Source organism: Pedobacter folensis, assembly GCF_056490665.1.
Window position 1 is genome coordinate 174,672 of record NZ_JBWJIF010000002.1, and the last position, 22,189, is coordinate 196,860.

The 22,189-nt window shown below is 37.8% G+C and carries 22 protein-coding genes; 8 read left to right on the top strand and 14 right to left on the bottom strand.

Annotation, left to right across the window (positions count from 1 at the left end):
* Positions 1 to 53 precede the first annotated feature (53 nt).
* From AC04QZ_RS09305 to AC04QZ_RS09320, 4 genes are all read right to left on the bottom strand, one after another.
* Entirely contained in the window at positions 54 to 599 is a 546-nt protein-coding gene (locus AC04QZ_RS09305) for a TlpA family protein disulfide reductase (RefSeq protein ID WP_478357541.1), read from the bottom strand.
* 68 nt (positions 600 to 667) lie between these two features.
* A complete protein-coding gene (locus AC04QZ_RS09310; RefSeq protein WP_478357542.1) occupies positions 668 to 1,954 on the bottom strand; it encodes a hypothetical protein in 1,287 nt (428 codons plus the stop codon).
* Between the two features lie 143 nt (positions 1,955 to 2,097).
* Complete coding sequence (locus AC04QZ_RS09315; protein ID WP_478357543.1) at positions 2,098 to 2,625, bottom strand: hypothetical protein; 528 nt, start codon at positions 2,623 to 2,625, stop codon at positions 2,098 to 2,100.
* On the bottom strand, positions 2,618 to 3,175 hold the full coding sequence (locus AC04QZ_RS09320; protein ID WP_478357544.1) for an RNA polymerase sigma factor: 558 nt from the start codon (positions 3,173 to 3,175) through the stop codon (positions 2,618 to 2,620). The genes AC04QZ_RS09315 and AC04QZ_RS09320 overlap by 8 nt, the downstream gene beginning before the upstream one ends.
* Positions 3,176 to 4,699: 1,524 nt before the next feature.
* Between AC04QZ_RS09320 and AC04QZ_RS09325 the strand changes: the two genes are divergently transcribed.
* The 4 genes from AC04QZ_RS09325 to AC04QZ_RS09340 all read left to right on the top strand — a co-directional run bounded on the left by AC04QZ_RS09325 (position 4,700) and on the right by AC04QZ_RS09340 (position 6,746).
* Positions 4,700 to 5,104: a hypothetical protein gene (locus AC04QZ_RS09325; RefSeq protein ID WP_478357545.1), complete on the top strand. Its 405-nt coding sequence runs from the start codon at positions 4,700 to 4,702 to the stop codon at positions 5,102 to 5,104.
* Complete coding sequence (locus tag AC04QZ_RS09330; protein WP_478357546.1) at positions 5,104 to 5,571, top strand: DUF4265 domain-containing protein; 468 nt, start codon at positions 5,104 to 5,106, stop codon at positions 5,569 to 5,571. The genes AC04QZ_RS09325 and AC04QZ_RS09330 overlap by 1 nt, the downstream gene beginning before the upstream one ends.
* Positions 5,572 to 5,922: 351 nt before the next feature.
* Positions 5,923 to 6,147, top strand: coding sequence for a DUF2798 domain-containing protein (locus AC04QZ_RS09335; protein ID WP_478357547.1), 225 nt, complete (start codon positions 5,923 to 5,925; stop codon positions 6,145 to 6,147).
* A gap of 29 nt (positions 6,148 to 6,176) precedes the next feature.
* A complete protein-coding gene (locus AC04QZ_RS09340; RefSeq protein WP_478357548.1) occupies positions 6,177 to 6,746 on the top strand; it encodes a Crp/Fnr family transcriptional regulator in 570 nt (189 codons plus the stop codon).
* A 31-nt stretch (positions 6,747 to 6,777) separates the two neighbouring features.
* On the opposite strand, the gene AC04QZ_RS09345 is transcribed toward AC04QZ_RS09340, so the two are convergent.
* Both AC04QZ_RS09345 and AC04QZ_RS09350 read right to left on the bottom strand, forming a co-directional pair.
* Positions 6,778 to 7,134 (bottom strand): helix-turn-helix domain-containing protein, encoded by a 357-nt coding sequence (locus AC04QZ_RS09345; protein ID WP_478357549.1) that lies wholly within the window; start codon positions 7,132 to 7,134, stop codon positions 6,778 to 6,780.
* A gap of 2 nt (positions 7,135 to 7,136) precedes the next feature.
* Positions 7,137 to 7,454, bottom strand: a complete 318-nt coding sequence (locus AC04QZ_RS09350) for a type II toxin-antitoxin system HigB family toxin (protein WP_478357550.1) — start codon at positions 7,452 to 7,454, stop codon at positions 7,137 to 7,139.
* Between the two features lie 144 nt (positions 7,455 to 7,598).
* Here AC04QZ_RS09350 and aspS point away from each other — a divergent pair, with 144 nt between their 5' ends.
* A complete protein-coding gene (gene aspS, locus AC04QZ_RS09355) occupies positions 7,599 to 9,344 on the top strand; it encodes an aspartate--tRNA ligase (RefSeq protein WP_086548257.1) in 1,746 nt (581 codons plus the stop codon).
* Positions 9,345 to 9,512: 168 nt separating this feature from the next.
* On the opposite strand, the gene AC04QZ_RS09360 is transcribed toward aspS, so the two are convergent.
* From AC04QZ_RS09360 to AC04QZ_RS09390, 7 genes are all read right to left on the bottom strand, one after another.
* Positions 9,513 to 9,950 carry a hypothetical protein gene (locus tag AC04QZ_RS09360; protein WP_086548258.1) on the bottom strand — a complete coding sequence of 146 codons (438 nt, stop codon included), beginning with the start codon at positions 9,948 to 9,950 and terminating at the stop codon, positions 9,513 to 9,515.
* Complete coding sequence (locus tag AC04QZ_RS09365; RefSeq protein ID WP_086548259.1) at positions 9,937 to 10,314, bottom strand: phage holin family protein; 378 nt, start codon at positions 10,312 to 10,314, stop codon at positions 9,937 to 9,939. Before AC04QZ_RS09365 ends, AC04QZ_RS09360 begins: the two co-directional genes overlap by 14 nt.
* Positions 10,315 to 10,367: 53 nt before the next feature.
* Complete coding sequence (locus tag AC04QZ_RS09370) at positions 10,368 to 10,634, bottom strand: YtxH domain-containing protein (RefSeq protein WP_057930800.1); 267 nt, start codon at positions 10,632 to 10,634, stop codon at positions 10,368 to 10,370.
* A gap of 73 nt (positions 10,635 to 10,707) precedes the next feature.
* On the bottom strand, positions 10,708 to 11,757 hold the full coding sequence (locus tag AC04QZ_RS09375; protein ID WP_086548260.1) for an AI-2E family transporter: 1,050 nt from the start codon (positions 11,755 to 11,757) through the stop codon (positions 10,708 to 10,710).
* A 64-nt stretch (positions 11,758 to 11,821) separates the two neighbouring features.
* Positions 11,822 to 13,234, bottom strand: coding sequence for a sigma-54-dependent transcriptional regulator (locus AC04QZ_RS09380; RefSeq protein ID WP_478357551.1), 1,413 nt, complete (start codon positions 13,232 to 13,234; stop codon positions 11,822 to 11,824).
* Positions 13,235 to 13,401: 167 nt separating this feature from the next.
* Positions 13,402 to 14,181: an enoyl-CoA hydratase/isomerase family protein gene (locus AC04QZ_RS09385; RefSeq protein WP_086548262.1), complete on the bottom strand. Its 780-nt coding sequence runs from the start codon at positions 14,179 to 14,181 to the stop codon at positions 13,402 to 13,404.
* 3 nt (positions 14,182 to 14,184) lie between these two features.
* Positions 14,185 to 14,604: a cobalamin B12-binding domain-containing protein gene (locus tag AC04QZ_RS09390; RefSeq protein WP_086548263.1), complete on the bottom strand. Its 420-nt coding sequence runs from the start codon at positions 14,602 to 14,604 to the stop codon at positions 14,185 to 14,187.
* Between the two features lie 116 nt (positions 14,605 to 14,720).
* On the opposite strand from AC04QZ_RS09390, the gene AC04QZ_RS09395 reads away from it, so the two are divergent.
* Positions 14,721 to 16,376, top strand: coding sequence for a glutamine--tRNA ligase/YqeY domain fusion protein (locus AC04QZ_RS09395; protein WP_478357552.1), 1,656 nt, complete (start codon positions 14,721 to 14,723; stop codon positions 16,374 to 16,376).
* Positions 16,377 to 16,596: 220 nt separating this feature from the next.
* Here AC04QZ_RS09395 and AC04QZ_RS09400 read toward each other — a convergent pair whose 3' ends face one another.
* Positions 16,597 to 17,433, bottom strand: a complete 837-nt coding sequence (locus AC04QZ_RS09400; RefSeq protein ID WP_478357553.1) for an N-acetylmuramoyl-L-alanine amidase — start codon at positions 17,431 to 17,433, stop codon at positions 16,597 to 16,599.
* A 113-nt stretch (positions 17,434 to 17,546) separates the two neighbouring features.
* Here AC04QZ_RS09400 and AC04QZ_RS09405 point away from each other — a divergent pair, with 113 nt between their 5' ends.
* Together AC04QZ_RS09405 and AC04QZ_RS09410 are read left to right on the top strand one after the other, a co-directional pair.
* Entirely contained in the window at positions 17,547 to 19,226 is a 1,680-nt protein-coding gene (locus AC04QZ_RS09405) for a dipeptidyl-peptidase 3 family protein (RefSeq protein ID WP_478357554.1), read from the top strand.
* 438 nt (positions 19,227 to 19,664) lie between these two features.
* Positions 19,665 to 22,106 carry an outer membrane beta-barrel protein gene (locus AC04QZ_RS09410; protein WP_478357555.1) on the top strand — a complete coding sequence of 814 codons (2,442 nt, stop codon included), beginning with the start codon at positions 19,665 to 19,667 and terminating at the stop codon, positions 22,104 to 22,106.
* Positions 22,107 to 22,189 lie beyond the last annotated feature (83 nt).

The window sequence follows — 22,189 nt, forward strand, 5'->3', positions numbered from 1 at the left end:
AATTAATATGAAGGAATGAAATTTAAGTGGTCTTTTTTCGCTTCAGGAAATGGCTAATAACCTGTTAATGCACTTTTTAATTTCTCCTCAAAAAGTATCGATTTAGCTTTGAACTGAGGGTCGGAAAAGGAAATATTGGCTGTGGCATAAATAATCTTTCCATCTTTCCCAACCAATACATTCGAAGGAAAACAGTGATTAATATTCAGTTTTCTGATCTCATCCTTGCTTAACGATACAATTTCGTATTTATATCCGCTTCGTTTTTGAAAGCGTTTGGCACTAGCGGGATGATCATGCGTAATGCCGATAAACCTTACGGCCTTTTTACCATATTTAGCCACCAAACTATTTAATTCGGGCATTTCGGCTATACATGGCGGGCATTTTTCGAACCAAAAGTTAATCACCACTACCTGTTTTTTTAAATCGGTATTAGAGAACGGCTTTTTATTGGTGGTTAAACCTTTAAAAGCAGGTAAATCTTTACCTATTAAATCTTCGAAGAAAGTTTCCTGTGTGGCCCATTTAACCGGGGCATCTTGTGCCAATACCGTGAAGGAAAAAATAGAAAGCAGAAGAATAAGGTAAATTTTCATCAGCGCAAAATATAAAAAAAGTCCTACCAATTTGGCAGGACTTCATTGTTTGTTTGGTTTAGAAAATCTTATTTAAAGGTAACTGAGCCGTATTCGGTTTTAATAGATACGTTTGCAGCACCACCGCTACCAATCTTGCCAGTATATTTTTTAGTTTCATCGTCTTTACTAACCAGGCTCGATGTTACGTTTGAACCGTATTTAAAGCCTGCATACGATGTAGAAACGTTGAAATTGGCATTGTACCGGTCTGCAAAGCCCAAGCCGATGCTTACATATTCGCCTCCGAAGGTGAAGTTTTTACAAGCAGGGGTAATTTCGCTCACATTTAAACGGTTATAATCCATGTTGATGTTTGCATCGCCATTCAGCAAGCCTAAAGTAACATTCGAATATTCGGCATTAACGGCAATTTTACCTGCAGATGCAATATTTAAATCGCCATAAGCTTGTTTAACCACTGTATTACCTTTAACCGTATTGATGTTTACTTTGGCATATTCGGCATTTAAAAGCAAGTTGCCACCAATAGTACCAATGGTTAAACCTTTGCCATACTCTACTTTAATATCGGCTGATCTTCTGATGGTATTGATGTTTACGGCCACATATTCGGCATTAAGCTGTAAAGTACCTACCGAACCAATGGTTACAGGCCCATTATATTCATGTTTTACTACAGCAGCATTCAGATCCTGGATATCGCATTTGCCATATTGAACATTGATGTAGTTATTCACGTTGCTTAAATTACCGGCAACCAAATTGCCATATTCTACCTTTAAAGAAGTTGGACCAGAAAAATTACCCAATTCTACATTGCCATATTCTTGTGAAACCGTTAAAGGGTTTACTGCAGGCATATACACCACATAGCTTACCTTTACTTCCCTGCGCCAGGTGGTTACACCATTTTTCATCCCGCGGCCATACCGTCCGTTTCTGTCGCCCATATTGGTTTTGAAAGAAACCACATCACCATTTTTAGCAGCATCAATACTTACGCCATCAATCAGTTTCTGTACATCGCTGTCTGAGTTGCTATAAGCTTTAATATCTACGTCAACACGTACTTCTTTTTTATCCCAGGTTTTAATTACGATAGATCCGAATTGGTTGTTTAAATTAACCTTATCGTTATTATCTACATTAAAACTCTTGCTAAAAGATTTGGATCGTTCGGCATCACTGCCTGTTTGTTTATACTTTGAAGTGTTAACCATCGCCATTGTTGACGATTTCTCTACATTTTCTATAACTACTTTCTCTGACGGGCTGTTTACGACCCCTTCTTGCGCATTAGTTTTTACGGCAATTAAAGCCATAAAGGCTAAAAATATTTTTATTGTTTTCATGTTGTTAATTGTTAAACACCTATACACTTAAAACCTGCCGGCTAGCCATAAGCTTTCGATGTGGTGAGCGTCTCCTGATTGGTATCCAGTATGTTTAATCAGGTATCAAGACGAATCTTGTTATTGTTTTATCTCGGTTTTGCTTAAATTTGGTTAACCCTTTTATAATCGTCAACCTGGTTAATAATCAATAATTGTTGTTTTAATAACTGCAATTGTATTTCACGGTTTTTAACCATAGCCTTTACCACAAAAGTTTGGTTGGGCGAGCTTGGTAATTCCGTCTTTAATCTTTCATAATCTTCGTCCAGTTTTTTCAAATCAGCGGTAAATTTTTTATACAGCTCTGGATTCGCAGAGGCGAAAATGGCCAGACTATCCCTTTTTTCGGTAATTAAACCAGCGAAATGAACGTCTTTTTTGGCGTATGAAGCGCTAACGTCGGCTATTTCTAAATCTTTGTTTTGTAATTTTCCTACGTATAACCAGGTTAAACCGAAAACTATCACAATAGCTGCTGCTGCACTCATCCATAAATACAGTTTTACCGGTTTTTTTTTCTTTTTATTGTCTAACTCCTGTTCAATCTTTGCCCAAAGTCCTGCCGATGGCTCCATTACGTCGAAAGCTTTACGGTTCTCCTTTACAAAGGTTTCTAATCTATTATTCATCTCTCATCCCTTTCTGTTCTAAAATACTTTTTAACTTCTTTTTAGCCCTCATATACTGTGTGCGGCTGGTATTTTCACTAATTTTTAAAATGTGTGCAATCTCTTCATGGTCGTAACCTTCTAACAGGTACAAACTCAGTACCACCCTGTAGCCATCTGGCAATTGGGTTATGGCTGTTCTTATTTCTTCAGCCTGTAACTGCACTTCATGGTCATCAAAACTATCTTCATCCGGCACTTCCGATATTTCATCGGTACTTACAAATTCCATCTTACGTTTACGTAAATAATTGATGGATTTGTTGATCACGATCTGCTTTAACCAAAGTCCGAAAGTGGTTTCCTGCCTAAAATCTACAATTCTGGTAAACGCATCCAAAAATGCTTCCTGTAAAACATCTTCTGCCTCTTCCTCATAATTTAAAATGCGCAGTGCCACATTATACATGGCCTTTGCATACAGCTTGTACAATTCAAACTGTGCTGCGCGGCTGCCCTGCATGCATTTTTTTACGAGTTCCAGGTTTTTATCGATGTATACGGCTTCCAAAATTTCGAATATTCTGATTATAAGACATAAGGGATTTTAAAACGTTGCATCAAGGTAGAAAAAAAGTTTAAAAATATATTAACGCAGTTTTAAGAATAAGATCAGGCATGCTGTTATGTACCGTACACTACTTTTATTTCCTAAAAAGAAAAAATATTAAGATCATTAGGAAATGGTTGGTTCTGTGCCTTTGGCCGTTGCAGTCCTGCTTTTTGGTACGAGTTCCGATGCTAATGTAGTGCCGATTTATCGGTAGAGGATCGGAAGCTCTTCCCGACAATCAGGTTTATTAACTGAGGCCGGTGCCTCGAAAACAAACCGTTGTTAAATAAACCAGACAGGAGCGGGCATCCCGATTTTTTCTATCGGGATAAAGCGAATGGCGGGGCTAAAGCACCTATGAAAGGCTGATCTTTCATTTCCTAAAAAGAAAAAATATTAAGATCATTAGGAAATGGTTGGTTCTGCGCTTTTGGCTATTTCAGTCCTGCTTTTTGGTACGAGTTCCGATGCTAATTTAGTGCCGATTTATCGGTAGAGGATCGGAAGCTCTTCCCGACAATCAGGTTTATTAACTGAGGCCGGTGCCTGGAAAACAAACCGCTGTTAAATAAACCCCTGCCCGTTATAGGCGGGCGACAGGAGCGGGCATCCCGATTCTTCTATCGGGATAAAGCGAATGGCGGGGCTAAAGCACCTATGAAAGGCTGATCTTTCATTTCCTAAAAAGAAAAAATATTAAGATCATTAGGAAATGGTTGGTTCTGCGCTTTTGGCTATTTCAGTCCTGCTTTTTGGTACGAGTTCCGATGCTAATTTAGTGCCGATTTATCGGTAGAGGATCGGAAGCTCTTCCCGACAATCAGGTTTATTAACTGAGGCCGGTGCCTGGAAAACAAACCGCTGTTAAATAAACCCCTGCCCGTTATAGGCGGGCGACAGGAGCGGGCATCCCGATTCTTCTATCGGGATAAAGCGAATGGCGGGGCTGCAGTGCCTATGAAAGGCTGATCTTTCATTTCCTAAAAAAGAAAAAATATTTAAGATCATTAGGAAATGGTTGGTTTTGTGCTTTTGGCCATTGCAGCCCTGCTTTTTGGTACGAGTTCCGATGCTAATGTAGTGCCGATTTATCGGTAGAGGATCGGAAGCTCTTCCCGACAATCAGGTTTATTTAACTGAGGTCGGTGCCTGGAAAACAAATGGCTGTTAACTAAACCCCTGCCCGTTGCAGGCGGGCGACAGGAGCGAACATCCCGATTTAAGCACTGTCTGTTTTGTTTTTTATCGTGTGCTTGCTTGTTTCACAGGTTTTATCGGGATAAAGCGAATGGCAGGGCTAAAGCAGCGATGAAAAGCTGATCTTTCATTACAAAAAAATAAAAGCCTTTAAACATTAGAAATACGAAAGGCATTTGATCATTAATGACAAACTGGTGCTTTGGATTTTTGAAATTTGTGGAAAATCAGCTACCGGAACATCATAAATTTGAAAACCCTGATACAAACCTTTAACTTCATGCCATGGATACCGATTTAATCATTTCAGCAATAAACGAGCTACACCAAAAAGCAAATCAGGCTTTAGAAAGTAAAGATCTAACCGCCTATACTGCTATGTTTGATGACCGTTTAAGCTTTACGCCAGCAGAAGGAACAGCTTTAAATAAGCGTGATTACACCATTGATTTAAAAAAATACTTTGGTAACCTTAAAGAAATCCATACGAGTTATTACAGGATTAAATCATCCATGGAAGATGATATTTTCACTGAAAAAATTGCCCGAAAATCGGTTCTTTTAAAACCGAATCTGCTTATCTTTTCGAAAAAACAAACCATCCAAACCGAAGAAATTTACCACTGGAAAAATATTAATGGCCAATGGAAGGTAATCGCTATTGAAATCGTGCTGGAGGAGAAATACTAATGACTGAAGATAAACTAGTAAAAGTCCTCTTTGCTTTTCATAGCGATGCCTTGGAAGAATGGACTATAGAAACCCTATGGTGCGAAACTGTAGATCAGGAAAAAGGCCATTATAAGCTAGAGAACATTCCTTTTTATGCACCCTTTGCCTACAACGACCTTGTATTTGCAGAATATGATGAAAATGAAGGTATGTTGACCTATCGCGAAACCGTTGTTTATTCTGGCCATTCTACTATTCAGGTGGTGTTAATGAACAAAGCAAGTTCTACTAATGAAATCATTACCATGATTGAAGCTTTAGGGGCAGAAATCGAAAAGTTTAGCGATGGTTATTTCGTAATTGATATCCCGCCTAATCTAAATTATAAACCTATTAACGATGAATTAAAGAATTTGGCAGAAAAAGAGATTATTGATTACGCCGAAAGCTGCTTAGATGACAGGCATCAACTTCAAATAACATGATATTAAAAAGAACATCGTATTACATCATTCTAATAATGGCAATAATCGGCTTCTTCTTATTCCCTTTTGGAATACTTAATACAATGGTAAGCCAGAAATATGAAACAGACAACGCTAGCGACTGTATTTCTGTAGCTTCTGGAGATAATCTTTGCGAGAGTATCAGAAATATGAAAGTTTACTTTATTATTTCTGTAATCCTTATCGCTATTCTCATAATTTTTAAAAGAAGAATATTGGATGCAAAAAAGTCTCTTTAATAATTAGCTTCCTCATTTTTTTTGACCTACATCAAAGTTTAAGATTTTTAATGACTGCACCTTTGCATCATTATAAAAAACAGATCAAAAAATGAAGAAAGAACATTTCAAATACATCAATACACTTTTCGTCGTTATCCCTATGACATTAATTATGGCATTTGTAGGGTTAATGCGTAACTACGGTTTTGGCGAAGATTGGTTTATCAAATTTCTACAAGCCTGGAGCATTATGCTTCCGGTAGCTTATCTTGCGGCTTTTCTCATCATCCCCAATGCACGGAAACTGGCTGAAAAGATTACCTCGAAAACCTAAACATTGTTAATGTAGTTAACCTGAATTAAATGCACAAACAGCTTTCAAGTTATATAAGAGAAAAAATTACCATCAGCGATGAGGATCTGGAACAGGTATTGTCTTTTTTCAAGATGATGCAGGTAAAAAAGAACGAAATCATGATCAGCCCTGGCGAAACGAGCCAGCGCATTTATTTTGTTGACAAAGGCTGCTTGCGGATTTTTTTTCTAACTGAAGGAGGCACTGAAGCTACCCGGCATTTTGCTTTCGAAAAGCAGTTTGCCACCGCTTTGGTCAGTTTTATTACGAACGAAACTTCGAAAGAATTCGTTCAGGCTATTGAAGATACCGAGCTGTATTACATTTCGCAAAAAGATTTTTATCACTTGCTTAAAATCATTCCGCAGTGGGAGAAACTTTACCGCCATTATTTGGAGTATGCCTACGTAACCAATACCAATCGCTTAATGTCGTTTATTACGCTCGATGCCACCGAGCGTTACCGCCAGCTGCTTGCCCAAAACCCAAGTGTGGTTATGCGCATGCCAAACAAAATGGTTGCCTCTTATTTAAATATCTCGCAGGAAACTTTAAGCAGATTAAAATCAAAAGCCTGAATTCTATAATAATGGGCAAAGAAAATTTTAGTTAGGCTGAATGTAAAAATACATCGGATGGAATGCTAAAATAATTTTTAAGCTTTTGTGCCATTTTTAAAGTGATATCCCTTTTTCCTGATAGCACTGCTGACACATGTCCTTTACTTCCAATAATTGGCTCCAAATCTTTGGCTTTTACGCCCATTTCTTTCATTTTATACTTAATTACTTCTAAAGCATCCAATTCTGGTAGTTGGTAATTTTTTTCGTCAAAATCTTTTACCAAAACAAGTAATAACTCCAGTTCATCACCTTCAGGTGTGTTAGGTGCTGCATGAAAAATCTCCATCAATCTTATTGATGCTTTATTATAGTCAGCCTCGCTTTTTAATATTTTCCAATTCATCGTTATAAATCATTATCTGTTAAAATTTTAGTGTCGAAAGCAATTGTTTCAACATCAATTTTGTCATATTCCTTATGTGTTCCAAACCAGATCACATAACACGCTCGTTGTATAAAATTTACAGATACAATCAATCTGAAATCATTGCCTTTAATGTTAAAAACAACCCTGTTGTTCGCAACAATACTTGCATTTCCGTATACACTTTTCAGTTGATTAAAATTATCGAACTGTATTTTACTAAATTCATGAAACCAAACTAATAATGGTATTTCCGCTAAAGGATAAGTTTTAACATAATACAAAATAGTTTTCTTCACTAAAATTTTCATTAATCAAATATATACAAAAGTTTTCAATTTGCAAACTTTTTAAAATTAAAATACCTGATTCAAAAACCTTTGGTTATAGCATTAACTTTAAAACAAAATCGGTATTTTTGCCGCTCAATTTAGATTATATATATGTTAAGAACAGTAACTTGTGGTGCATTAAACCTAAATAACTTAGGCGAAAGTGTTACGCTATGTGGTTGGGTACAAAAATCAAGAGATTTAGGCGGTATGACTTTTATCGACATCCGCGATCGTTATGGTATTACTCAGTTGGTTTTTAACATGGACGATAATCGTGAGCTTTGCGAAACCGCACGTACTTTAGGTCGTGAATTTGTAATCAAAGCGATTGGTACCGTTGTTGAAAGAAGCAACAAAAACCCAAAAATGGCTACAGGTGATGTGGAGATTAAAATTTCTGCATTAGAGATTTTAAATGCTGCGAAATTACCGCCTTTCATGATCGATGATGAAACCGATGGTGGTGATGAGCTGCGCATGAAATACCGCTATTTAGACTTACGCCGTAATCCGGTTCGCAATAACCTGGTTTTACGTCATAAAATGGCACAATCGGTTCGCCGCTATTTAGATGCTTTAGATTTTATCGAAGTAGAAACACCTGTTTTAATTAAATCAACACCAGAAGGTGCAAGAGATTTCGTTGTGCCTAGCCGCATGAACGAAGGTGAGTTTTATGCTTTGCCTCAATCGCCGCAAACCTTTAAACAATTGTTGATGGTTTCAGGATTCGACCGTTACTTCCAGATTGTAAAATGTTTTAGAGATGAAGACTTAAGAGCCGACCGTCAGCCTGAGTTTACCCAGATTGATTGCGAAATGTCATTCATCGAACAAGAAGATATACTAAACACTTTTGAAGGTTTGATCCGCACTTTATTTAAAGAAGTACGCAACTACGATTTACCAGAAGTGCCACGTATGCAATATGCAGATGCGATGCGTTTATATGGATCTGACAAACCTGATACCCGTTTTGCGATGCAGTTTGTGGAGCTTAACCACCTGGTAAAAGGTAAAGGTTTCCCTGTTTTCGACAATGCAGAATTGGTAGTAGGTATCAATGCAAAAGGTGCAGCAAGTTATACGCGTAAGCAATTAGATGAATTAACAGATTTCATCAAACGCCCGCAGATTGGCGCCACAGGTTTGATTTATGCACGCCACAATGAAGATGGAACCATTAAATCATCAGTAGATAAGTTCTTCAACGAAGAAGACCTTAAACAATGGAGCGAAGCTTTCGGCACAGAAAAAGGCGATTTATTATTGATTTTAGCCGGCTCTACCGATAAAGTACGCAAACAGTTAAATGAGCTTCGTTTAGAGATGGGTAGCCGCTTAGGTTTACGCGATAAAAATACATTCTCTGCACTTTGGGTATTGGATTTTCCACTTTTAGAATGGGATGAGGAAACTGAACGTTACCATGCCATGCACCACCCATTCACTTCGCCTAAACCTGAAGATATTGCCTTATTAGATACCGATCCTAAAAATGTACGTGCCAATGCTTACGACATGGTCATCAACGGAACTGAAGTTGGTGGTGGATCGATCCGTATTCACGATCGGGCATTACAGGCTTTAATGTTTAAACATTTAGGTTTCAGTGCAGAAGAAGCCCAAAAACAATTTGGCTTCTTAATGGATGCCTTCGAGTTTGGTGCACCTCCACATGGTGGTATTGCTTTTGGTTTCGATCGTTTAACCTCAATTTTTGCAGGTTTAGATTCCATTCGTGATGTAATTGCTTTCCCTAAAAACAACTCAGGCAGAGATGTAATGATCGATAGCCCGAGCACTATTGACGAGAAACAATTGAAAGAATTGAAGATTAAGACAGATTTGTAAATAGATGCGTCGCACTAAACCTGGTTCAACATCTTTTCAAGAAGAACCTGAAAAACCAGGATGACGAAACGCATAAAAAAAGCCTCAGGATTTAAAATTCTGAGGCTTTTTAATGATGTCATTTTGCGCTTTGCTAACGAATGAACCAATGGCTAATGAACCATTGAACTAATACGTTTCACTATCAGGCGGAATGCCGTAGTCAATAAATTTCTTTTCTTTTTTCTCTTTCTTTTTACCCAACCAACTCTTTACAGAATTAAAAATTGCTGACAAATGTTCTGCGTCAAGCGATTTACCAATTTTTCCTGAAACCAGACCTACAGCTGCTTTGGTTAAAAAACCGGCACCTCTAAACAGGGTTTTATTCATAAACATGGGCAAAAGCAACGACATGGCGGTTCCGCTAATATTTAATTTTTCGTCGGCTTTAAACAGGTTACTTGGTGTAGCATACCTTTTTATCAGTGCGCCCAAGGTAAATTGTTTAAAATAAGCTTTCGTATCCGATTTAAGCATATTTTGCTTAAGGGTATATTCAACCTTCAGTTCTAATTTTCTAGCCTGCAGGTCTTCTAGGTTTCGGATGTCTTTATACCTTTTCATCTTCCTCCTTATCTGCAAGTTTATCAAAGTATTTTCTAATGGCTACATTAATAATGGCCTTTTCGATATACTTATCCTTAGTTAAATAAACAATTATTGCCAATAGGATATAGAACAAAGATACGCAGCCAAAGCCTCCGGCATAGCTACCTAAAAGATCAGACAGATAAAGCGCCAAAGTTACCGAGCCAAATAAAAAGGCCAATATAAAACAAACAATAACTGCCGTACTGGTTACCAGATCGGCAAATACTTTAGAGACTTTTTCAACCAGGTAAAGCCTCGTATACTCCACTCTGGCCTCTAAAAAGCCTTTAGCATCGTCTACAAGATCTTCGATACTTTTATCTTTATTTTCCTGCATAATTCAGATGATATTTAACCGGGCAATTGCCCGGCTATGCAATATTTTATTTATTACGCGTGTTCAACGTCGTCACTATATTCTTCTTCTACGCTTCTTAATTTTGTTTTAATTGAGCTTACCACTTTATCTTTAAGGCTGGCAAGATGGTTAATTTCATCAGCAGCTTTATCTTTAATAGAGTCGCCCAGGTCTTTAAGAGATTGGCTTAATTTATCGCGGGTTTCATCACCTTTATCTGGTGCGAACAAAATTCCAAGCGCCGCACCAGCAGCTAATCCTGCTAAAAGCGCAACTACAACTTTTGAGTTATCATTCATAATTAATGTATTTTAAGGGTTTAACAATTATGTACAATATAAAACTACTACATTATTTATTGTTAAGCTATATTTATAACTCCGTATGCTCATTATTTGTTTTAATTCTTTCCAATCTTTCTGATGCAAGCGTACTGGTTTCGTAAATCTTAACAAGCAATATAAAATAAGATAATAGTAGGGGACCAAAAACAAGGCCCAATATTCCAAATAAAGGGATACCAATAATTACGCCAATTACAGTAATTATGGGGTGAATATTGCCAACTTTTTTTGCGATGATAAACCTGAGCACATTGTCAATATTGATGATGACTACAAAACCAAAAATAAGCATGGCCCAGCCAGCAAAATTATTCCCGTTCGCAATCTGCAAAATCGCAGCCGGAACAAAAACAACTGGTGGCCCCAAAACAGGCACAAAGGAAATAAATGTTGTAATTACGCCCCAAAACACGGGATCTTTATAACCCAGCACATAAAAAGAAAGACTTAAAAGCGAACCCTGAACGAGGCAGATCAGTCCCTGGCCCAACACATTTGCATAAGTTGTATTCCTCATTTCATCGCCAAAACGGAGGGCGTTCTGTTCTCTGAAAGGCGCATATTTAATCAATGAAAATTCGAATTTTTTCCGCTCAATTAACATAAAGTAGAGTAAAAAGTACATCACCAATAAACTTAATACAATATTTACTGCACTCGATATTAAGGATGGAAAAAGCTGAGTAGCCCAATTCCCCAAACGGTTTAATCCTTCCTGAATAACATCCTGATTAATTTTAACCGGAATAAGGTGTTGTAGTTTAACCAATAGGTTCCTGAAAAAAACTTCATTGTTCCTCAATTCTGAAATTTTACTGATAACCATACTGCTTAATGCATAAAAAGGCATAACAATGAGTATGATAGAGATGGTGATCAGAAAAATAGCCGTTACTCTTTTATTCCACCCCTTATTTTCAGCCAAATGGATATAGGCTGGCCGCATGATGGTATAAAGCACCAAAGTGCTTAAAATGGCGCTAAAAATACTCTGCAAAGAATATGCAATTAACACCCCAAGTGCAATAATAATGACGAGGTTAATGTTATTGCGTTGCTTATAAGAGAATACTGACATATTTAGATAATAAGGCTATTCTTTAAATGTTAAAATGCCCCCTTTTGTTTTGTTGATTTAAAATTTAAGTTCCATTATCGACCCTAATAAATTTAATTTTATTATAAAGTGTTTTTCTGTCGATGTTTAAGATTTTGGCTGCCTTGGTTTTATTGAAATTAACCTCTTTTAGCACTTCTAAAATAGCATTATATTCGGCCTCTTTAGCTGCATTCCGTAAATGAAGTGATTTTTCATGATGTGATTTTTGAGGCAAAAGAAGGGCTTTTTTTTCATACTGAGTGCTTCGGTGATCAATCATTCCGAACTCTAAGGGTAAAACATGGGCTTCTATGCAATCTCCATCGGTTAATAAAGCAACCCTTCTGATTACATTCTTCAGCTCACGTACATTACCTGGCCAAGGGTAGGCCAATAAACATTTCTTTACCTCATCAGAAAAGCCTTTAATCTTTTTATTCAGTTCCTGGTTTGCTATGGACAGGAAGCGCTCAGCGAATAGGAGTATGTCATTGCCCCGGTGTTTCAATGATGGAACATGTATAGAAAATTCATTAAAGCGGTGATATAAATCTTCCCTAAATGTACCCTTTTGAATGCCTTCTTCTAAATTTTCATTGGTAGCTACAATAAGCCGTACATCCAGATCAATCTCCTTTGTACTTCCAATCCGCTTTATTTTCCGCTCCTGAACTGCCCTGAGTAAAATAGCCTGAATTTCGTATGATAAATTACTGACCTCATCAAGAAATAATGTTCCGCCATTTGCCTGTTCAAAGTGTCCTATTTTAGTAAAAAGCGCACCAGTGAATGATCCTTTTTCATGCCCGAAAAATTCGCTTGCGGCGAGCTCCTTCGTTAAAGAACCACAATCCATGGCAACAAAGCTGCCTGCACTGCGTAAACTATTCCTATGAATAGCCTTGGCCACACATTCTTTTCCTGTGCCACTTTTCCCGGTTAAAATAATGCTGTAATTTGTTTGGGCAACAACATTAATTTGCGCTAAAAGATTTAATGAAACTTTACTCTTACCTTCAATATACTGAGGCTGGTTAAAAAAATCAGTTGCTTCGATTTTGTTCCCGGTACTTTTATGTTTTTTTAAAAGTTGCTGCGCTTCAAGCGCTTTGTTAATCGTATTTAATATCTCATCAGGATATAATGGCTTAACAATATAATCATAAGCCCCCAGTTTTATGAGTTCAACAGCAAGTTTAACATCCGAATATCCGGTAATAATAATAACGCCTGTTGCCGGATGACTTTCGCTTATATATTTTAAAATTTCTTTACCATCTGTATCATCAAGACGGTAATCGCAGAGAACCAGGTCGAACTTTTCCTTATTTAGAATTTCTAATGCAGTACTTCCGGTGGTTGTATGTAGTACATCAAAACCACTTTTCGTTAAAAATTTAGAAAGTAATAAGCCAATATTTATTTCATCATCAATTATAAGTATCTTGTTTTTCATTAATAGGATTTTTAGCCCTAAAAAGAACCCCGAATAATTTAGTGGGATGAATCAAAATGATTGAGATTAAGCATTTTAGATTATGCATAATTACTTAAAAAATATTGAACTTAAAAACATTTTACACATTTAATTAGTACAACGATAGAATTAATACTACAAATCTATTATTTACCTGTAAAAATTGCTTTTCTCTTTTCCACAAATGCCGTTACACCTTCCTTAAAATCGGCGGTTTCGAAACATTTGCCAAATTCTTCAATTTCGGTAGCATAACCATTGGTATTATTTATTGATGCAATCACCGATTTTATTGCTGCTGAAATAGCCAAAGGTGCACGCTGCTTAATCACATTCAGCATTTCTTCAGCCTTGCCAATGAGGTCTGCCTGTGGAACAACAACATTTACCAGGCCTATTTTTTCTGCATCGGTAGCGGTAATCATATTTGCGGTAGTAATCATTTCTATGGCTTTACCCTTTCCAACCAATTGCGTAAGGCGCTGGGTGCCACCATAACCGGGAATTAAGCCTAAAGTAACTTCCGGCAAACCTAATTTCGCGTTATCTGATGCAATGCGTATGTGGCAGGCCATTGCCAACTCCAGTCCTCCGCCTAAAGCAAATCCATTAATTGCTGCGATAAATGGTTTTGAAGAATTTTCAATGGCATTAAAAACCAGCTCATGACCGCGTTTTGCCAATTCTTCTCCTTGTTTGCCACTATAATCAGAAAACTCTTTAATATCGGCCCCTGCAACAAATGCCTTTTCACCTGCTCCGGTTAAAATAACACCTCTTACTTCATCTGTTCTACCTGCAAAAGCAATTACATCCGCCAGTTCAGCCAAAGTATCTTTATTTAAAGCATTCAGTGCTTTTTCGCGGTTAATGGTAACGTATAAAATGTTTTCTTTTATTTCTGAGATTAAATTCTGGTATGCCATAGCTTAAAAATTTCTGTTTTCTGTAACCCAATTCTGTATATATTCTACAATACTGGCCATGGTTGTACCTGGAGGAAATAGTTCTCCAACCCCCATACCTGCCAGTTTTAGCCGATCTGCTTCCGGAATAATCCCTCCGCCGGTTAACAACACATCATCTAACTGTTTTTCTTTCATAAAGTGAATAATCTTTGGAAAAACCGTCATGTGTGCGCCCGATAGGATAGAAATCCCAATGGCATCAACATCCTCTTGAAGCGCTGTGTTTACCACCATTTCGGGTGTTTGGCGCAGGCCGGTATAAATTACTTCCATGCCGGCATCTCGTAAGGAAGTTGCGATTACTTTGGCTCCCCTGTCGTGACCATCTAATCCAACCTTAGCCACTAAAACGCGTATAGGCCGATTTAATACTTTGCTCATATTGAATATTAAGTTGACGTAAATGTATTGATTTTGATTCTCAAATTAATCATTAACTAAAACAAGTAGAATTAGACTAATCTTTTTACATTTGCATTCCTAATTTACAGGTTTTTATGAGTGAAGAGAAGTCATTGAACTTTATTGAAGAAATTGTTGAGAACGACTTAAATAGTGGTAAGTATGAAACTTTGGTTACGCGTTTCCCGCCGGAACCTAATGGTTATTTACACATTGGCCACGCGAAAGCAATATGCTTAAATTTCGGACTAACACAAAAATACGGCGGCTATACCAACCTGCGTTTTGACGATACCAATCCGGTAACTGAAAAAACAGAGTACGTAAACAGCCAGCAAGAAGATATCAGATGGTTGGGTTTTAACTGGAAAAATGAATTATACGCCTCAGATTATTTTGATGAGCTGTATGGTTTTGCCGTTAAACTGATCGAAAAAGGTTTGGCTTATGTTGATGAAAGTTCTGCAGATGAAATTGCAGCTTTAAAAGGCACGCCAACAGAACCAGGACAGGACAGCCCATTCCGTAGCCGCAGCATCGAAGAAAATTTAGACATTTTCACGAAAATGAAAAATGGCGAATTTGCCGATGGCGCATATATTCTGAGGGCAAAAATCGACATGGCCAGTCCAAATATGTTAATGCGCGATCCGATTATTTATCGCATTAAACATGCTGAACATCACCGTACAGGTAACAAATGGTGCATTTACCCGATGTACGATTTTGCGCACGGACAAAGTGATAGTATCGAAAACATCACCCATTCGATCTGTACTCTGGAATATGTTTCGCACCGCGAACTTTACGATTGGTTTATCGAAAAATTAGAGATTTTCCCTTCAAAACAATATGAATTCGCCCGTTTAAACCTGACCAGCACGGTAATGAGTAAACGCAAGCTATTGCAACTGGTTAACGAAAATTTAGTAAGCGGGTGGGATGACCCACGTATGCCTACAATCAGCGGTTTACGCAGAAGAGGTTTTACACCAAAGAGCATTCGCGAGTTTTGCGAACGTATCGGTATCGCCAAACGCGAAAATTTAATTGAGCTGAGTCTGTTAGAATTTTGTATCCGCGAAGATTTAAATAAAACGGCTAACCGCGTAATGGCGGTTTTAGATCCGATTAAACTGGTGATTACAAATTACGAAAAAGGAACAGAAGATTTAATCGGCGAAAACAATCCGGAAGCTGAAGATGGCGGAGGTACACGTGTAATTCCTTTCAGCAATGAACTTTGGATCGAGCGTGAAGACTTTATGGAAGTACCGGCAAAAAAATGGTTCCGGTTAGCACCTGGTGCAATGGTGCGCCTAAAATTTGCCTACATTGTGAAGTGCGAAGATTTTGTGAAAGATGAAAACGGAAACGTTACTGAAATCCGTTGTACTTACATCCCAGAATCGAAAAGCGGGAATGATACCAGCGGTATAAATGTTAAAGGGACGATCCATTGGGTAAGCGCCCTGCATGCCAAAACTGCTGAAATCCGTTTGTACGACCGTTTGTTTACTTCTGAAACACCAGATGCTGAGGAAGGCGATTTTAAAGATTACTTAAATCCTGAAAGTTTAACGGTTTTACCTAACGTTTACATCGAACCGGCATTGGCAGAGGCCGATTTAGAAAGCCGCTATCAGTTTATCCGTAAAGGTTATTTCTGTTTAGATAAAGATTCTACTGCAGATAAACTGGTTTTTAACCGCACAGTTACCTTAAAGGATACTTTTAAGAAACCGAATTAGATTTAGCCACTTTGGCCTGAGATATGCACAGATAAACACGGATTTTAGTGTTTATCTGTGCTTTTTTATTAGGTGATCAACCGATTAATTGTTTGAATCGGTTAACGGGCTTCAACCGTCCAGCTTTTGGAAGGGTTGGTATATTCGTTTGCCCCATGAACTTCGGACCTCTGCCCTCTAACTTTCGGACTTATTTACGCTAACCGCCAAACGCTACTCGCTAATACTTCGTATAAACATTATAAAGCACCAGGATATCAACAGGCGTTAAAGTCGGTGTAATATCACTCTGGATAAAATGGATTTTAAACGCCGTGATGGCTGCAGGGAGATTACTGGTATCGTAACCAATGTATTTTAAGGCCATTTCGGTATTAAAATCTACCGGTGGGTTTTTCAGCACATCATCATACCAATAACCAAAACCTTTATCAGCCAGTTTTTTCCAGGGAAAATTTTTTGGATCGTTTTTACGTTTAGGGGCAATGTCGGCATGACCGATAAAATTTGCCGTAGGGATGCCATAGGTTTTCTTTAAAGTGACCAATAGCTTTATCAAACTATTTATCTGTGCATCAGGCCATGGATCTGTTAAGCCGTTATTATCCAGCTCGATACCAATTGATGAGGAGTTTAAATCGGTATCTTTTCCCCATTTACTTACACCTGCATGGTTTGCCCGTAAATAATCATTCACCATATGCACTACTTTACCATCGCGGCTAATCACATAATGCGCGCTGGTACCTGCTTTAGTGGAGAAAAATGTTTTAATCGTTTGCGCCAAACTATCCTGCGCAGTATGATGGATCACCACAAAATTTGGTTTACGTATCCCAAAATTTACAGAACCAATCCATTCCTGATTTGTTGCTCCTGATGAATCGTAAAGTTGACCAACCGGTGGCGTGGTGTTGATTATTTTCGAAAAATCTTTTGCCTTTTCCTTATAGATTTTTTCTGTTGCGGCATATTTGCTGCTTCCGCAGGCAGATAAAATAAGTACAAGAGAAAAAGCGGAAATAGATAATGATTTTGATGACCTGGAAAATAACATGGTATGAATTGTTAGCGAGTTGAAGTTACAAAGTTATGTTAAACTTCACCCAATGCATCAAACTTTATACAAAGCTTTTAAAATTTACTAATTTAGCAGCCATATACTTTGATATGAAGAATTTATACAAATCAACACTGTTTTTATCGGCAGTAGCTATTTCAGCAGGCGTCTTATCGTCTTGTACCGGCAACAATAAATCTAAAGATGAAAATGCTGTGGTGGTACAAAAAGATAGCTTAACGAATTATGTTGCGCAAAGATTGCCCATTTACGAAAAGGTAAAATTAACCACCAATATAAACGAATTAAGTGTTAATGACCGTAAAATTCTGCCTTTGTTAATTCAGGCCGCAGAAATTATGGATCAACTCTATTGGAAACAAGCCTACCCCCAAAGAGATAGTTTGCTGGCCACGATTAAAGACGAAAAAACACGCGATTTTGTTAATATCAATTATGGTCCCTGGGATAGATTAAATAACGATAAACCTTTTGTTGAAGGTGTTGGTGCCAAACCAGAAGGCGCATCCTTTTATCCATACGGCATTACAAAAGAAGCAATAGAGAAATCAGACCTTGCTGATAAATTTGGCGCATATTCTGTTGTTCAAAAAGACAGCACAGGCAAGCTATCAACTGTACCTTACCATGTATTATTTGCTTCAGAATTACAAAAAGCAAGTTCATTATTAAAACAAGCCGCATTAATTGCTGAGGATGCAGGTTTAAAAAAATATTTAAACTTACGGGCCGATGCTTTAGTTACCGATAATTTTACTGCAAGTGATTATGCCTGGTTAGATATGAAAACCAATGGTTTGGATATTATTATTGGCCCGATTGAAAATTACGAGGATAAACTGTTTAATGCCCGTACCAGTTACGAAGCTTATGTTTTAATCAAAGATAAAGAGTGGAGTAAACGTTTGGCCAAGTATGTAAAAATGCTTCCCGAATTACAGAAAAACCTGCCTGTGGCAGCAAAATACAAAACCGAAACCCCTGGAACTGATTCTGAGTTAAATGCTTATGATGTGGTTTATTATGCAGGAGACTGTAATGCCGGATCGAAAACCATTGCCGTTAATCTTCCCAACGACGAAAAAATCCAGCAGGAAAAAGGTACACGCCGCTCGCAGTTGAAAAATGCGATGCAAGCGAAATTTGATAAAATCCTGGTACCGATTTCTAAAGAATTAATTGAAGCCGATCAGCAGCAATACATTAAATTCGATGCTTTTTTTGCAAACGTCATGTTTCACGAAGTAGCACATGGTTTAGGCATTAAAAAAACCATTACCGGGAAAGGTTTTGTACGTGCAGCATTAAAAGAGCAGTACAGCTGGCTGGAAGAAGGCAAAGCTGATATATTAGGTTTATATATGGTAACCGGTTTACTTAAAAAAGGGGAGTTAAAGGGCGACATAAAGGATTATTATACCACGTTTATGGCTGGCATTTTACGTTCAGTTCGCTTTGGCGTTTCTGAGGCGCATGGAAAAGCCAATATGCAGTGCTTTAATTATTTCCAGGAAAAAGGTGCTTTTGAGCGTACAGCTAAAGGTACTTACAAAGTAAACTTCGAAAAATTTGCTACTGCAATGAACGATTTAAGCGCATTTATTCTTACGCTTCAAGGTAATGGCGATAAAGTTGCGGTAGAAAAAGCACAAAAAGAAAAAGCGATTATCCACGCAGAACTTCAAACAGATCTGGACCGCTTAACCAAAAAGAATATTCCGGTTGATGTTGTTTTTGAACAAGGTGTTGATGTACTTGGGGTAAAGTAAAATTCTTATAATAGAAATTTAAGGCCATAGATGCGCAGGTGTAAACTTGTTTGTCTGTGGCTTTTTTGCGTTGTTGGGTCACTCGTTCATTAGTCATTGGTTCATTTGTGGGGCTGGGTTAATTGATTAAGTTCCTTTAAAAATCTTTCCCTCCGCTATAAAAGAAAAATCGTCATTTATATTTATACGGTAAAATCCTCAAGGTTAGGGCTGAAGAGGGAATTAAACGCCTAAACTTCTGTCGTCGGACCTCCGACTTCGGACTTTTTCAAAATCCTTGTAACCTTTTTAAAAAACGGTCGTCTTACTGATAACTAAACAATGGAAACCTTTCGTTTCCGGCTAAACTTTAAAATAAGCAAGCAATTAAATTGAAAGCGCATGCACATGCGGTATGGAAATCTTTTTGCCCATTTTTTTAAGAATAAATACCTAAAAATGAAAACATTTTACAGAATATCGCTGATCCTTACGCTCCTTTTTACCGCTGCAGTGGGTTTCGCGCAAACAAACCCTAAAGCAAACATTAGCGGGATCATTTTAGATGAAGCCAAAAAACCAGCAGATTATGTTACCGTTGTCCTATTTAAAGCATCCGATTCGAGCGTGGTTAAAACAGCATTTACTGATCCAAACGGCGCCTTTAATTTTAATGTTTCGACTAAGGGGAGCTATTATTATAAAGCCAGTAACATGGGGTATAAAACGCTTAAAAGTAAAACCATCGTTTTAACAGAAGATAATCAAAAGGTAGATTTCGGAACGGCACAACTCAGCGCAAGCACTCAAAACCTAAAAGAGGTGAATGTAGCAGTAACCAAACCCTTAATCGAAAGAAAAATGGATAAGATCGTGATGAACGTTTCCAATAGTTCGATTATGACCGGTTCTACTGCGCTAGAGGTTTTGCAAAAAGCACCAGGCGTAACTGTAGATCAGAACGATAAAATTTCGATGATGGGCAAACAAGGTGTTTTAATTCAGCTGGATGGAAAACAGACTTACATGAGCAGTGCCGATGTGGCCAACCTGCTCCGCAATATGCAGAGCTCGGAGATCGAGAGCATCGAACTGATTACCAACCCTTCTTCAAAATATGATGCTTCCGGCAACTCAGGGATTATCAACATTAAAACAAAGAAAAATAAAAACGGCGGAACCAATGGCAGTGTTAGTGCAACGGCAGGTTACGGCAAAAACTTTAGGGGAAATGCCGGTTTAAACCTAAACCATAGAACACAAAAGCTAAATCTTTTCGGTAACTACAATTACGGAAGAAATGAGCGCGACAACCTCATCGCCATCGACCGTATTTCGAACGGAACACCTGATACTTATTTTACGCAGGTGGGCACCAGTCATAGAAAACAGCAAAACAATAACTTTAAAGCAGGTATAGATTACTTTATTGATAAAAAGAATACGATTGGTCTTTTAGTAAACGGTTACTTTAACCATGGGAATGAAACTTCAGTAAACAATACCTTAATTGGTCCATCTTTTACAAAAGTAGATTCGAGTCTGATCACCAACTCATTACAGGCAAATAAATACAATAACATTTCTTATAACTTAAATTATAAATCTGTTCTCGATACGGCAGGTTCGGAAATCTCGGCAGATGTAGATTATTCCAAATACAAAGGAAACGATGGTTCTAATTATGAAAACGATTACCGGTTTCAAAATGGAGACAGAATCCGCCCAATCAGGTATACCCGGAATAATACCCCATCGATCATTGATATCAAAGCCTTTAAAATCGATTATAACGTTTCATTAAGCAAAACGGTTAAACTCGAAGCTGGGGTGAAAAGCAGCTGGGTTAAAACCGATAACGATCTTCAGGCAGAAGAATTTGTAAGTAATGTTTGGCAAAACGACGTAAAACGAAGCAATCAATTTGTATACGATGAAAATGTAAATGCGGCTTACACCAATATCAACAAACAGTTTAAAAACACCAGCGTACAGGTTGGCCTAAGGGTTGAGCAAACCAATTCGAAAGGAAATCTGATTACCAAAAACACTGTGGTGGAACGAAATTACTGGGATTTCTTTCCAACATTGTTTGTTCAGCAAACGCTTTCGAAAAACAATCAGCTAGGTTTTTCTTATAGCAGAAGGATAGACCGCCCAAGTTATGATGCTTTAAATCCCTTTATTTATTATTTGGACGAATTTACCTATAGCAAAGGAAATCCTTTTTTAAATCCGCAGTATACGCACAATTTCGAGTTGAGTTATACGCTATTACAAAAATACATGCTCTCGATAGGCTATAGCAGGGTTAATGATGTTATTGCAGAGGTAATTTTGCCCGACGCAGCAAATCAATCGTTATATCAAACCAATGCCAATATTGCCACCAACATTAGCTACAATGCCAATTTAAATGTGCCTGTTCAGATTACGAAATGGTGGCAGACCAATAACAACTTAAATGTTTTTTACCTCAGTTTCGAAGCGCCAGATCTGGCCGGAAGTGCTTTAAAAACCGGAAAAACATCTTTCCAGTTTAAATCACAGCAAACGTTTACTATTATGGATGGTTTTACGGCAGAGATAAATGGCAGTTACGAATCGCCGCTTGATTATGGTACCTTAAGTTTAAAGGCCCGTTATTATGTTGATGCAGGTTTAAGCAAATCGTTATTTAAGAAAAAAGCAAGTTTGAAGCTGGCTTTATCAGATGTATTTAACATCTCTGAAAACAATCTATCAAGCGCCTATCCCGGCTTAACTTATACGGTGCATCAAAAAAATGAAACCCGTATTGGTAGGATCAGCTTTACCTATCGTTTTGGTAAAAATGAAATCAAACCAGCCCGCCGCCGCGCAACAGGTACCGAAGCAGAGCAAGGCAGGATGAAAAATTAACATTCAACCCCTCAATTAAGAAAACCCGATCAACATTATGCTGGTCGGGTTTTCTGTTTTCAGTATATTTAAACTGGAAAACC